Below are 13,343 nucleotides of genomic sequence, written 5' to 3' on the forward strand. Positions count from 1 at the left end.
AACGGAACCCGGCAGGCCGTTGCGGAGGCCGCCGCGCAACCTGGATCGCTTCGGCTCCGCCTCACGCCGACAGGTTCGGCCCTCCGTCAAGGCGCCGCGCCGCGGCTGGAAGAGGCGTCGGCGCCTCATCGCAAAGCCAGCTCTTTCAAGGGCTTGAGGCGTTCAAGAGCGGTTTCGTCGGCAGGATGTCCCCAACCGGCCGGCGAGGAGTCGACAAGTGGGGAAAAGCCGGGCCGGCGGGCGCGCGATGGCGGGTTGCCCCGAAAACCATCGACTCCTCCCTCAACACCGTGATCTTGCGCGCACGGCGGAGTCGCCCCCGTGGGAGAATCCGGGACCGAAGGGGCCCTCAGGGCACAGGGGCCCACGCAAGCCGCTGGTGAGCTTGGCCTATCGTGGACATTAGATCCAATCCGTTAAGAGGCGATTAACGCCGCGGCTGTGGGGAGGGCCTGTGGACGCGCTTGCGGCATCACGATCCAACGTCCAAGAGAAAAAACAGAGATTCTAGAATCTCTCTTTCTTTGAAGAGGGCCTGGGTGGGGATGGCGCGGTCGCGACCTCTCCGGCCTCCCTCGCAAAGGGCAAGCGGGCAGGAAGCGAGTTGGGAATGGCCGAGGCAAGGACGGCGGACAGGCCGGTGCTGCGGGTGCTGTCGGGCGAGGCGATCTCCCCGCCCCCGGCCTGGATGATGCGCCAAGCCGGCCGGTACCTGCCGGAATACCGGGCGACCCGGGCGGAAGCCGGCTCCTTCCTCGATCTCTGCTACAATCCGGCCTTCGCCACCGAGGTGACGCTCCAGCCGATCCGCCGCTTCGGCTTCGAGGCCTCGATCCTGTTCTCCGACATCCTCGTGGTGCCCCACGCCCTGGGCCAGGACGTGCGCTTCGTCGAGGGCGAGGGTCCGCGCCTCGACGCGCTCGAAGGCAGGGCGCAGTTCGAGCGCCTGCGCGAGGCGGGCGACCCGGCGATTTTTTCGCATCTGGCGCCGGTCTTCGAGGCGGTGGAGCGGATCCGCGGGGCGCTCCCCCACGAGACCACGCTGCTCGGCTTCTGCGGCGCGCCGTGGACGGTCGCGAGCTACATGATCGGCGGGCGCGGCACGCCGGATCTCGCCCCGGCCCGGGCGCTGGCGGCCTCCGATCCGGCGCTTCTCGATGCGCTGCTCGACCGGCTGGTCACCGTCCAGACCGAGTACCTCGTGCGCCAGTTCCGCGCCGGCGCCGACGCGGTGCAGATCTTCGAGTCCCATGCCGGCGTGCTGCCGGCTTCGAGCGACGGCGACGCGCTCAAGCGCTTCTCCCTCGGTCCGATCGCGCGGATGGTCGAGGGCATCCGCGCGCAGGTGCCGGATGCGAAGATCATCGTCTTCGCCCGCGGCTCGGGTCTCGAGGGCCATGCCCGCGTCATCCCCGAGACCGGCGCGGATGCCGTCGGCGTCGATTGGGGGGTCGATCTCGCGGCCCTGCGCGCCCGTGTGCCGGCCACGACGGTGACTCAGGGCAACCTCCACCCCGAGACGCTGATCGAGGGCGGGCGGGCCCTGGACGCGGCCGTGGACGCCATCCTGGCGGCGACCGAGGGGCTGCCGCACATCTTCAACCTCGGCCACGGCATCACCCCGCAGACGCCGATCGCCCATGTCGAGCAGATGCTGGCCCGGCTCCGGGGCGGGCGGTGAGCCGCATCCGCGTCGCCGCCCTGGCACTGGTGCGGCGGGCGGCCGGGGGCGAGGCTTTGCTGGTGGTGCGCAAGCGCGGCAGCACGCGCTTCATGCTGCCCGGCGGCAAGTTCGAGGGCGGTGAGACCGACGCAGCCTGCCTCGCCCGCGAGTTGCGGGAGGAATTGGGCCTCACCTTCGATCCGGGGACGGCGATCGGCCTCGGCCGGTTCGAGGCGGAGGCGGCCAACGAGCCCGGCTACGTCGTCGAGGCGAGCGTCTACCGGCAGGAGGCCGTGCCCGGCCTGAACCCGGTCTGCGGCGCGGAGATCGAGGAAACCGCCTGGCTCGCCCTGAACCCTTCGGCGGACGATTCGGCGATGCCGCTCGCGCCGCTCCTCACCCGAGAGCTTCTGCCGCGCCTGCGCGCGGCATCCCCGTCACGGAGTCCCTCACCCGGTGCTTGACGCTTCGTACCCCTGGATCAAGGCCTTCCACGTCATTGCGGTTATCTCGTGGATGGCGGCGATGCTCTACCTGCCGCGCCTGTTCGTGAACCACGCGGCCCTGCCCGCCGGCTCGCGGGTGCAGTCCGAGACCTTCAAAGGCATGGAGCGGCGCCTGCTCAAGGCGATCATGACCCCGGCCATGATCGTCACCTGGATCCTCGGCCTGTGGCTCGCGTGGCAGAGCGGCTACTACGCCGCGCCCTGGCTGCACGCGAAATTCGCCCTGGTGCTGGCGATGAGCGGCGTGCACGGCTTCCTCGCCCGCACGGTCAAGGACTTCGCCGCCGACCGCAACACGCGGGGCCCCAACTTCTACCGGGTGATCAACGAGGTACCGACGCTGCTGATGATCGGCATCGTCATCCTCGCGATCGTGAAGCCCTTTAGCTGATTCTTTTTTCAAAGGCGGGCACCGGGGCGGGAACGAACCGTTGGAAGGGCAAAGCGTGGCCGTTGCCCACGATGGAGCCTTGCCGATGCGTGTCCCGTTCCTCGCCCTGAGCCTTGCTCTGAGTCTTGCCGCGGCCTCGCCCGCGGCGGCGGCGAGCTTTCCCTGCGCCAAGGCCGAGACGCCGGACGAGAAGACGATCTGCGACACCCGCAGCCTCAACGATCTCGACGTCGAGATGGCGGTGCGCTTCGACATCCTCAAAGACCTGCTGCCGATGGGCAACCGCACCAAGATGCAGGAGGATCAGGAGGCCTGGCTCAAGGACCGCCGCGCCTGCGGCACCGACGTCGCCTGCCTCACGGCGGCCTACGAGGGCCGGCTCAAGATTCTTCGCGCCGTTCTGTCGGAGTTTGCCAAGCAGGGCGGGCAGTAGGGTTCTTTCCCACCCATCCCGTCATCCTGAGGGGCCGCTTTGCTCGGTATCCGGTTGATCACTTCGGGATGCGAGGATTCCCCTCTCCCCGCACGCGGGGAGAGGCCTGTCTGCACCTCGTCGTGCAGACAGGAAGCGGAGGCGAAGCCGGAGCGGCGGTGAGGGGGCGCCGCCGGAAGAGGCTCACCCTGAAGCGCCCCCTCACCCTCGGTTGCCGCCTCGCTTCATGCCCCGACAAGGGGGCACGAAGCCCTCTCCCCGCACACGGGGAGAGGGGAACCCTCGGCGCCCTGAGTCATCAGAAAACCGCCGCTCACAATCGCGCCAGCAGCCGCTCCGCCAGCGGGTTCTCCGCCGCGAAGGCGTAGTCGATCCGCCGCACGCTGACCGCCCGCGCCCCGGCCTGGACCAGGGCGTCGGAGAGGTCGAACACCGCATCCACCGGGCAGCGCATCACGATCTCGCCGTCGGCGCCGCGGGGCGCGCCGTAGGGCAGCTCGGCCTCGTGCAGGCCGGCAATCGTCGCCAGATCGATTTGGCCGGATTCCGGCAGCGCCGCGCGCACCTCGCGGGTGGTGCGGGCGCGCTCTTCCGCCGCGATCCGGCCGAGCACGGCGCGAAGGGCGGCCCGCGCCGTCTCGCCCCAGGACGCCTTGAGCGAGGCGACGAGGTTGGCCTCCGAGCGCAGCATCACCCCGTCATCGAGGATCTTGAGGGCGTTGGCCGCGAGCGTGGTGCCGGTGGTCGTGATGTCGACGATGATCTCCGCCGAGCCCGCCGCCGGCGCGCCCTCGGTGGCGCCCAGGCTCTCGACGATGCGGTAATCGGCGATGCCGGCCTCGGCGAAGAAGCGGCGGGTCAGGTTCACGTATTTGGTGGCGATGCGCATCCGCCGGCCCTGGCGCAGGCGCATCTCGCTCGCCACCTCGTCGAGGTCGCTCATGGCGCGCACGTCGATCCAGGCCTGGGGCACCGCCACCACCACGCTGGCATGGCCGAAGCCGAGCGGCGTCAGCAGCTCCACGCTCGCGCCCGGATCGGGCAGCATCTCGCGGATCAGGTCCTCGCCGGTCACCCCGAGATGGGCGGCCCCGCTGGCGAGCTGGCTGGCGATCTCAGAGGCCGAGAGGTAGCGCACCTCGACGCCGGGCAGGCCGGCGAGCGTGCCGCGATACTCGCGCGCGCCGGCCTTCTGCACCAGCTTCAGCCCGGCGCGGGAGAAGAAGGCGCTCGCATTCTCCTGAAGCCGGCCCTTCGAGGGGACGGCGAGAACCAGGGGCTGATCGGTCACGCGACATCTCCTCCAGCGCTTCCGCCCACCGCGCCCTCGGCGCAGCGCGACAGCCAGAATGCGCAGCCCACCGCCGGCAGCGGCACCGGGCTGCCGAGCTGCTGCAGGAGGCCGTCGTAGCGCCCGCCGCCGACGAGCGTCGGTCCGCCGCGGGCGCCCGTCACCTCGAAGATGAAGCCGGTGTAGTAGTCGAGGTTGCGCGCGAACCCGCCGCTGAAGCGGAAGCGCTCCACGGGCAGGCCGCGGGCCGCCATGAAGCCGGTGCGCTCCTCGAACAGGGCGAGCGCCGCCTCCAGACCGGCATGGGTCAGGCCGGCCTCGCGCGCCAGCGCCCGCACCGCCGCGGCGGCGGCGTCGGGATCGCCGGAGATGGCGCAGTAGCGCTCGATCAGCTCGCGGTTGCCCGCATTGAGGCCGGCGCCGCCCTGTGCCTGGGCCGAGGCCTTGGCGAGGAAGCGCTCGGCGATGGCGCCGGCGCTGCGCCCGCCGACCTGCGAGATGCCGGCGATCGACAGCACGTCCTCGACGAAGGCGCGCACGGCGCCGGCATCCTGGCCCTGGATCGCCGCGAGCAGGCCGGCATGGCGATCCTCGGTCTGGGCCGTGTTCGCGACCTCGTCGAGGGAGCGCCCGGCGGCGATCGCCCGCAGGGTCCGGCGCTTGGCCACTGGCGGCACCGCCAGCGCGTCGAGGAAGGCGTGGGTCAGGCCCATATCGCCGAGCCGCACCGCGACGTCGGTGCGGCCGAGCAGGTCGAGTCCCTCGAAGGCGAGGCCGAGCACCTCGGCATCCGCCGCCGGGGTGTCGGTGCGCCCGATCGATTCGATGCCGCCCTGGACGAACTCGTCGGGCTCACCCGCCGCGACGCGGAAGACCGGGCCGAGATAGCTGTAATCGGCGCTCTCGCCCGGCCGCATCGCCTGGTGCAGGCGGCAGACGGGGATGGTGAATTCCGGCCGCAGGCACAGCTCGGCCCCGGTCGCGTCCTGCGTCACGAAGATGCGCCGCCGGATATCCTCGCCCGACAATTCGAGGAAGGGCTCGACGGGCTGCAGCACCGGGGGCGAGGCGGGCACGTATCCGCAGGCGGAAAAATGCGCCGACAGCCGCACATGGCGCAACGCCTCCGCCCCGCTCGGGCCGCCTGCCTCCGGTCTCGTCATCGTGTCGGATCCAGCTTGATTTCGGCCCCCATAGCAACCGCATCACTGGTTGGCGACCGCAGGATCTGATTTTGAGTGCGCAGCCCGTGCGGAAGGGACCGCGCGGCGCCTTACCAGACCAGCCGCTCGATCACCGCGTCGGGCCGCACCGGCTGGCGGCCGAGCCAGTCCGCGATGTCGCCGAGGCTGTGGTGCTCGGCCGTGACGCCGAGTTCCTCCGCATGGATGCCGCGGGCCACCAGCACCGATGGGATGCCGTACCCGGCGGCCCCGGCGATGTCGGTGCGGATCGCGTCGCCCACCGCGACGGTGCGGGCCACGTCCGGCGAAGGCAAGCCGTCGAGTTCGCCGGCCATGGCGAGCGCCGTCTCGTAGACCGGCCGGTACGGTTTGCCCGCATAGACGACCGATCCGCCGATGGCCTCGTAGGCCTGGGCGATCAGGCCGGCGCAGGGGATCAGCCGCTTGTCGCGCTCGACCACGAGGTCGGGATTGGCGCAGATCATCGGCACGTCGCGGGCGCGGAACGCGACCAGGGCCTCGCGGTAATCCTCCGCCGTCTCAGTGTCGTCGTCGAACAGGCCGGTGCAGACGATGCGCTGGGCTTCCGTCCCCGGCACCAGGGTGAGATCGAGCCCGTCGAAGACCGGCGCGTCGCGCTCGGGGCCCAAGTGGTAGACCCGCTCGCCCGGATGCTCGGCGATCAGCCGCCGGGTCAGGTCGCCGGAGGTGAGGATCGCGTCGTAGGCCTCCCGCTTCACGCCGTAGCCGTCGAGGATCTTTTGGACGCCTTGCCACGGGCGGGGCGCGTTCGAGACCAGGATCACCCGGCGCGGACGCGGGCCGGGGAGCCCGCGGAAGCGGATCAGCGCCTCGCCGGCGGCGGCGTGGCCGCGGGTCCCGTCATGCAGCACGCCCCAGACGTCGCACAGGATCAGGTCGTAGCGCTCGGCCACCTCCGCGAAGTGGCGCAGCGTCGGGACGAGGGATTGAGTCATCGAAGGGTCCGGTCGGCGGTGATGCGGGCTCTATAGCGAGGTTTGCGGATCACTGAAGGCCAGCGCACGATCCTTCGTGCGGATCTCCCTCTCCCCTCCGGATGTCGGGCTTGCCCGATATCCGGCTCCCTTGTCCGAGTCGGGTAAGCCCGACACGGATGGGGAGAGGGTGGCCCCCGAAGGCGGTCGGGTGAGGGGCTGGCTCCGCATCGTCCGGAAGCGTTGCTCCCCTCTCCCGCCTGCTTCGCAGGCACCCTCCCCCGCAGAGGGGGGGTGGGGGCCTACCCCAGAAATCGCCCCACCAGCAGCCGGGCGAGATCCCGCGGCGGGTCGGGGGTGAGCACGGCGAGCTTGCGCGAGGTCGAGAGCGAGGCGAGCCCGTGCAGGGCGGCCCAGAGGGCGGCGACCGCCCGGCGGCGCTCGCCCGGTTCGGCGATCAGCGGCGCCAGCACGGTGTCGACGAGCCCGACCGGCTCGGCCAGGGCTGCGGCGTACCAGTCCGGAAACGGCTGGTCCGGCGCGGCGAGATGCTCGAACAGCAGGCTCCAGACCCGCGGGTCGGCGGCGACGAAGACGAGGTAGGCGTCGGCCAGCGCCAGGGCGTTGTCCCGTGCCGCCCGGTTCGGGTCGATCTCCGCCGTCAGCGCCGCGTGCAGCCGGGCGAGCGTACGGGCATTGACCCGCAGCACCACCTGATCGAGGTCGCCCACCGCGTTGTAGATCGAGTTCGGCGCGTAGCCGATCGCCGCCGCCAGCCGCCGCATGCCGAGCGCGCGAAACCCCTCGTTGCGCACGAGGCTCTCCGCCGCGCCCGCGACGAGGGCGATGAAGCCCTCGCGGTCATGCTCGCCCCGCGGACCGCTGCCGCGCGTCTTCCCGGTCGTATCCTTGCTCGCCGATTCCTTGCCCGCCAAATCCGCTCCTCGCGTGCCGACATCTCCCGTTGGCGTGCGTGCCCGCACCCGGCACCGGGTTAGATTGCACGACGTTCAAAATCAAGCTTGCGCGGCGTTCGGTCCGATCTAATTTGAACACCGTGCAAAACACGGATTTGACGCCTTCGCCGTCGGCAGGCAGTCATGCCCGGAGCCGGGAGAGACCACGATGTTCCGCACACTGATGACGACGCGACGCTTCGCGCCGCTGTTCTGGTGCCAATTCTTCTCCGCCTTCAACGACAATTTCCTCAAGAACGCGCTCGCCCTGCTGATCCTGTTCCAGGTGAGCGCCCGGGGGGAGAGTTCGGGCGGCGTGCTGGTGACGCTGGCGAGCGCCGTGTTCATCGGTCCGTTCTTCATCCTCTCGGGCCTCGGCGGGCAACTGGCCGACCGCTACGACAAGGCGGTGCTGGCCAAGCGGCTGAAATTCGCCGAGATCTTCGCGGCCCTGCTCTCGGTGCTCGGCTTCTGGCTGCACTCGGTGCCGCTGCTGTTCGGCGCGCTCGGCCTGTTCGGAATCATCGCGGCCCTGTTCGGGCCAATCAAGTACGGCATCCTGCCCGACCATCTGAAGCGCGAGGAACTGACCGCCGGCAACGCCCTGGTCGAGGCCGCGACCTTCCTCGCCATCCTGCTGGGCACCATCACCGCCGGCCTCGCCATGGCCATGGGCGGCCACGCGCTGGGCTTGAGCGCCGGGCTGATGGGCATGGCGGTCCTGTGCTGGCTCGCCGCCCGGATGATCCCGGCCACCGGCGAGGGCGCGCCGGACCTGCATGTCGACCGCAACGTCGCCCGCTCCACTACTGAGCTCCTGCGCGACCTCTGGGCCGACACGCGGCTGTGGCGCGGCTCGGTGATCGTGAGCTGGTTCTGGCTCGTCGGCGTCGTGATCCTCTCGCTGCTCCCCGTGCTGGTGCGCCAGACGCTGAACGGCACCGAGATCGTCGCCACGACGCTGCTCGCGATCTTCTCGGTCGGCATCGCGGTGGGATCCGGCCTCGCCTCGTGGCTGGCCAGCGGGCGCATCGTGCTGCTGCCGACGCCGGTCGGCGCGGTGCTGATGGGCCTGTTCGGTCTCGACCTCGCCTGGACCGTCTCGCACCTGCCTCCGCCCGCGGGCGAGCCGGTCGGGGCCTGGGACTTCATCACCAGCGGCCACGGCCTGCGCATCGCCATCGACTTCTTCGGCATCGCCGTGGCCGGCGGCCTCTACGTCGTGCCCTCGTTTGCCGCGGTGCAGGCCTGGACCGAGAAGGCCAAGCGTGCCCGCGTCATCGGCGCGGTCAACGTGCTCACCGCCGCCTTCATGGTCGGCGGCACCCTGGCGCTGGCCGTGCTCCAGGGGGCGGGGCTCACCATGGCCCAGCTCCTCGGCCTCGTGGCGGTGCTGAACCTGATCGTCGGCGCGGTGATCCTCAAGACCCTGCCGACGAACCCCCTGCGCGACGCGCTTTCGATCCTGTTCCGCGCGGTCTACCGCCTGGAGGTGAAGGGCCTGGAGAATGTCGAGCGGGCCGGCCCGAACGCCATCGTCGCCCTCAACCACGTCTCCTTCCTCGACGCGCCGCTGGCGCTGTCGCTGCTGGACAAGGAGCCGGTCTTCGCCATCGACCACGGCATCGCCCAGCGCTGGTGGGTGAAGCCGTTCCTCAAGGTGACGAAGGCGATGCCGCTCGACCCGACCCGGCCGCTTGCCACCCGCACGCTCATCAATGCGGTCAAGGGCGGCGAGACGCTGATCATCTTCCCCGAGGGCCGGCTCACCGTCACCGGCAGCCTGATGAAGGTCTATGACGGGGCGGGCCTGATTGCCGACAAGTCCGGCGCCATGGTCGTGCCGGTGAAGATCGACGGGCCGGAGCGCACGATTTTTTCGCGCCTGAAGCGCGATCAGGTCCGCCGCGCGTGGTGGCCGAAGGTGACGGTGACGATCATGCCGCCGGTCCGCCTCCACGTCGATCCCGAGCTGAAGGGCAAGAACCGCCGCCGGGCGGCCGGCGCGGCGCTCTACGACATCATGTCGGACCTCGTCTTCGAGACCGCCGACATCGAGCGCGGCGTCTTCTCCGCGCTGATCGAGGCGGGCCAGCTTCACGGCTGGCGCCGCACGGCGCTGGAAGACCCGGTGACGGGCACGATGAGCTATTCGCGCCTCGTGATGGGCGCCAACATCCTCGGCCGGAAGCTCCAGGCGCTGCTGCCGGACGCCAAGAAGCCGGTCGGGCTGATGCTGCCCAACGCCAACGGCGCGGCGGTGACGTTCTTCGCGCTCGCCAGCGCCGGCCGGGTGCCGGCGATGATCAACTTCTCCGCCGGCCCCGCCGCGGTGCTCTCGGCCTGCCGCGCGGCGCAGGTCGACACCATCCTCACCTCCCGCGCCTTCATCGAGAAGGGACGCCTCGGCGCCCTGATCGAGGGCATCCAGGGGACGATCCGCCTGATCTATCTCGAGGACGTGCGGGCGGGCGTCACCACGGGCGACAAGATCCGCGGCTTCTTGAGCCCCCGGCGGCCGCTCGTCGCGCGGAAAGGGACCGACCCGGCGGCGATCCTGTTCACCTCAGGCAGCGAGGGCACGCCGAAGGGCGTGGTGCTCGCCAACCGGGCGATGCTCGCCAACACCGCGCAGGTCGCCGCGCGCATCGATTTCGGGCCCCGCGACAAGGTGTTCAACGTGCTGCCGGTGTTCCACGCCTTCGGGCTGACGGCCGGGCTGGTGCTGCCGCTGATCTCGGGCGTGCCGGTCTACCTCTACCCCTCGCCGCTGCACTACCGGATCGTGCCCGAACTCATCTACGGCACCAACGCCACGGTCCTGTTCGGCACCGACACCTTCCTCACCGGCTACGCGAAGATGGCGCATTCCTACGACCTGCGGAGCCTCCGCTACGTCGTGGCCGGCGCCGAGCCGGTGAAGCAGGCGACCCGCAGGACCTGGGCGGAAAAGTTCGGCCTGCGCATCCTGGAGGGCTACGGCGTCACCGAGTGCGGGCCGGTCCTCGCCCTCAACACGCCGATGTTCAACCGCTTCGGCACGGTCGGTCGCCTCCTGCCGGGGATCGAGTCGCGGCTCGAATCCGTGCCCGGCATCGAGGAGGGCGGACGCCTCGTGGTGCGCGGTCCCAACATCATGCTCGGCTACCTGCGCGCGGAGAATCCCGGCGTGCTGGAGCCGCCCGCGGACGGCTGGTACGACACCGGCGACATCGTCGCCTTCGACGCCGACGGCTTCGTGACGATCAAGGGCCGGGCCAAGCGCTTCGCCAAGATCGCGGGCGAGATGGTCTCGCTGGCCAGCGTCGAGTCGCTCGCCGCCGAACTCTGGCCCGACGCCCCGAGTGCGGTGGCTGCCGTGCCCGATGCCCGCAAGGGCGAGCGCCTGATCCTGTTCACGGAGGCCAAGGGCGCGACGCGGGCCGCCTACCAGACCCACGCCAAGAGCCGGGGCGCGGCCGATGTCGCGATTCCCGCCGAGGTGGTCGTGCTGGAGGCGTTGCCGATGCTCGGCACCGGCAAGATCGATCAGGTGGGCGTGACGAAGCTCGCCCGGGAACGGGCGGCGACGGCGGAAGCCGCGTGAGGCGAGACCGATGTCGGCCGGCGGCTCACGCGTCCGGCCGACATCGTCTTTAAATCTGAGCTTGTAATTTCTCACCAATATACGAACCTGGAGTATAAGATCCTGCCGATTCGGGTGTAGGGTGATGTCTCAGGGAAAACCGATTTCCGTTTCATCATCGGTGTCTGATTTATTTCCCCGCATCATCATCAATTCTTGGAATGATTTCCTGAATAACATTGAACAATTTTTGGACGGCAAGTGGATCTTTCGCGGTGTCACCAACGTCACGTACGAGTTACTTCCATCGATTGGGCGTGGATGGGACGATAGCACCCGACTGATGGATGAGGAGGCGCGGCTCCTCCGGTGCTTCAAGCGCGAAGCCCGGCCCTACCTCACCTACCTGCCGGCCGATGAGTGGGAGTGGCTCGCGATCGCGCAGCATCACATGGCGCCGACCCGGCTCATCGACTGGTCGGAGAGCCCGATGGTATCGACCTATTTCGCGGTCTGGGGCTCGGATCCGCGCCGGAGCATGAGCTTCGACGGCGGCCTGTACATCGTGCCGAAGCCGACGGGCGCCGACGAGACGGCGCGCGCCACCAGCCCATTCGACGCGAAGGATGTCCAGTTCTTCTATCCCGCCCACGTCTCCCGCCGGATCACGGCGCAGAGAGGGCTGTTCACCGTCCACCCCAATCCCCTCCGGGCCTACGATGCTCCGGACAAGCGCCAGATCGTGATCCCCGGCCGCCTGAAGGGTGATTTCCGGATCAAGCTCGACAGTCTCGGCTTCAATCACGCCACCATGTTCCCGGATATCGATGGGCTGGCCAAGCTTCTTGCATGGCGCCTGATGCCGACGGTCGCGGCACCGGTCGCGCCACAGCAGCCGGCGGCGGCCCAGGCGGTCGCGCCTCCGGTCACGGTCGCCAAACCGCGCATTCGTCCCGACGATCCGCAGAAGGGACAGTGGGGTGGGAAACCCGAGAGGAACGGTTGGCGCTTGAGCGCCCGGGTCGAGGCCGTCGAGACCGGTTGGTTCAAGACGGTGCTCGAAGTCGCGTCCCCGGATGGATCGAAGATGCTGACCGAGCCGGTCGAGTTCTTCCTGCACGACAGCTTCGCGAAAGCGAAGCGGACCGTGCGGCCGCAATCGACGGGAAAGGTCAAGCTCGAACTCTATTCCTACGGCGCCTTTACGGTCGGCGCCCGCCTGCCGGACGGCACCGAACTGGAGCTCGATCTCAGCAAGATCGAGGATGCCCCCAAGCTCTTCCGATCCCGATAGCGATCGACGCGGCGAGCGGGGCTCGCGCCCACAGAAGGCCGGTCCGCTCCGTTCCAGCGGCACCGCTCGGAAGGCGCGCCCTGCTCACAAAATTCCCGATTGCCGACCGTTCTCGCTCTGGCGAGGAGAGGACAGCGGGAGCTTCGTGAGAGACACCTAAGCCGAATTTCAACCATGCTCGGCGGATATGGCGCCAAGCGCGCGGACCCGTCAGGACGCGCTCGACCAGGGATTCGCCGATGCCCCTCTCTCGCCGCCGCTTCCTCGCCTCCTCGCTCGGCCTCGCGATCGCCGGTCCCGCCGCCGCTCAGAGCTACGGCCAGACCTTCAAGGTCGAGAACGACGAGGGCCGGCCGGTGGCCAATATGCGGCTGCCCGGGGAGATCACCGGGCAGATCCAGGAATTGCGCGGCGTCACCTATGTCGGGCCGCGCGAGGCCGAGGTCACGCTCTACGAGTTCTTCGACTACAACTGCCCCTGGTGCCGCAAGGCCGCCGCCGACGTGACCGCGCTCGCCGGCAGCGATCCGGGCCTCCGGATCGGCCTCGTCCACAACCCGATCCTTTCGCCGATGTCGGCCCAGGCGGCCAAGGTGTCGCTGGCGGTGCAGCGCAAGCTCGGCTCGGCGGCGGCCTTCGCCTTCTACGGCCAACTGCTGTCCACCAAGGGCCAGATCGACGGGCTCAAGGCACTCGACATCGGCGCGAAGACCGGCGTGCCGCGGGCCGAACTCGAACAGATCGCCGACAGCGACGCGGTGCGCGAGGCGATGCGCGCCCACATGAACGTCGCGGCCAATCTTGGGCTCACCGCGACGCCCTCCTACGTGCTCGGCAATACCGGCGTGCTCGGCCATCCCGGCGTGAAGTCGCTGGCGCGGATGATCGCGGCGATGCGGCGCTGCGATCAGATCGCCTGCGGGTAGCGGATCGTTCCGAACCAAGGGATGCCGGCTTCCGGGACGATGCGCCCGCATGGAGGCGCTTTGCACGGCACAAGGTTGCGCTGATACGTCGATCCTGGCTCACCTGACCGATGCCGACGAAAGATCCCCGTCGGGGATTGCGGCTCTCGCCGTCGGGATGCGGCCGGGGCGCGGACCC

The 13,343-nt window shown here is 69.7% G+C and carries 11 protein-coding genes; 7 read left to right on the forward strand and 4 right to left on the reverse strand.

The genetic code is table 11. The annotated features are described in order from the left end of the window. Nucleotides 1-610: 610 nt before the first annotated feature. The 4 genes from hemE (at nt 611) to MPPM_RS07585 (ending at nt 2,993) form a co-directional block, all read left to right on the forward strand. The gene (hemE, locus tag MPPM_RS07570) at nt 611-1,681 is read left to right on the forward strand and encodes a uroporphyrinogen decarboxylase (protein WP_096484525.1); all 1,071 of its coding nucleotides are present in this window, start codon (nt 611-613) and stop codon (nt 1,679-1,681) included. After that, on the forward strand, nt 1,678-2,127 hold the full coding sequence (locus MPPM_RS07575; RefSeq protein ID WP_096484526.1) for an NUDIX hydrolase: 450 nt from the start codon (nt 1,678-1,680) through the stop codon (nt 2,125-2,127). The genes hemE and MPPM_RS07575 overlap by 4 nt, the downstream gene beginning before the upstream one ends. Continuing rightward, a complete protein-coding gene (hemJ, locus tag MPPM_RS07580) occupies nt 2,120-2,560 on the forward strand; it encodes a protoporphyrinogen oxidase HemJ (protein ID WP_096484527.1) in 441 nt (146 codons plus the stop codon). The genes MPPM_RS07575 and hemJ overlap by 8 nt, the downstream gene beginning before the upstream one ends. A gap of 85 nt (nt 2,561-2,645) precedes the next feature. Continuing rightward, a complete protein-coding gene (locus MPPM_RS07585) occupies nt 2,646-2,993 on the forward strand; it encodes a lysozyme inhibitor LprI family protein (RefSeq protein WP_096484528.1) in 348 nt (115 codons plus the stop codon). 313 nt (nt 2,994-3,306) lie between these two features. Here the strand turns inward: MPPM_RS07585 and hisG are convergent, their stop codons facing one another. The 4 genes from hisG to MPPM_RS07605 all read right to left on the reverse strand — a co-directional run bounded on the left by hisG (nt 3,307) and on the right by MPPM_RS07605 (nt 7,239). Next, a complete protein-coding gene (gene hisG / locus MPPM_RS07590) occupies nt 3,307-4,284 on the reverse strand; it encodes an ATP phosphoribosyltransferase (RefSeq protein WP_096484529.1) in 978 nt (325 codons plus the stop codon). Next, nucleotides 4,281-5,447 (reverse strand): ATP phosphoribosyltransferase regulatory subunit, encoded by a 1,167-nt coding sequence (locus tag MPPM_RS07595; RefSeq protein ID WP_096484530.1) that lies wholly within the window; start codon nt 5,445-5,447, stop codon nt 4,281-4,283. The genes hisG and MPPM_RS07595 overlap by 4 nt, the downstream gene beginning before the upstream one ends. A 110-nt stretch (nt 5,448-5,557) precedes the next feature. Further along, on the reverse strand, nt 5,558-6,445 hold the full coding sequence (locus MPPM_RS07600; RefSeq protein ID WP_096484531.1) for a TIGR01459 family HAD-type hydrolase: 888 nt from the start codon (nt 6,443-6,445) through the stop codon (nt 5,558-5,560). Nucleotides 6,446-6,726: 281 nt separating this feature from the next. Then, on the reverse strand, nt 6,727-7,239 hold the full coding sequence (locus tag MPPM_RS07605; protein WP_096487768.1) for a TetR/AcrR family transcriptional regulator: 513 nt from the start codon (nt 7,237-7,239) through the stop codon (nt 6,727-6,729). 310 nt (nt 7,240-7,549) lie between these two features. Here MPPM_RS07605 and MPPM_RS07610 point away from each other — a divergent pair, with 310 nt between their 5' ends. The 3 genes from MPPM_RS07610 to MPPM_RS07620 all read left to right on the forward strand — a co-directional run bounded on the left by MPPM_RS07610 (nt 7,550) and on the right by MPPM_RS07620 (nt 13,165). Next, nucleotides 7,550-10,966: an acyl-[ACP]--phospholipid O-acyltransferase gene (locus MPPM_RS07610; protein WP_096484532.1), complete on the forward strand. Its 3,417-nt coding sequence runs from the start codon at nt 7,550-7,552 to the stop codon at nt 10,964-10,966. A gap of 124 nt (nt 10,967-11,090) precedes the next feature. Next, nucleotides 11,091-12,239 carry an FRG domain-containing protein gene (locus MPPM_RS07615; RefSeq protein ID WP_096484533.1) on the forward strand — a complete coding sequence of 383 codons (1,149 nt, stop codon included), beginning with the start codon at nt 11,091-11,093 and terminating at the stop codon, nt 12,237-12,239. Nucleotides 12,240-12,478: 239 nt separating this feature from the next. Further along, nucleotides 12,479-13,165, forward strand: a complete 687-nt coding sequence (locus tag MPPM_RS07620; RefSeq protein ID WP_096484534.1) for a DsbA family protein — start codon at nt 12,479-12,481, stop codon at nt 13,163-13,165. Nucleotides 13,166-13,343: the final 178 nt, after the last annotated feature.

Source organism: Methylorubrum populi (assembly GCF_002355515.1).
In the GTDB taxonomy this organism is placed as follows: Bacteria; Pseudomonadota; Alphaproteobacteria; order Rhizobiales; family Beijerinckiaceae; genus Methylobacterium; species Methylobacterium populi_A.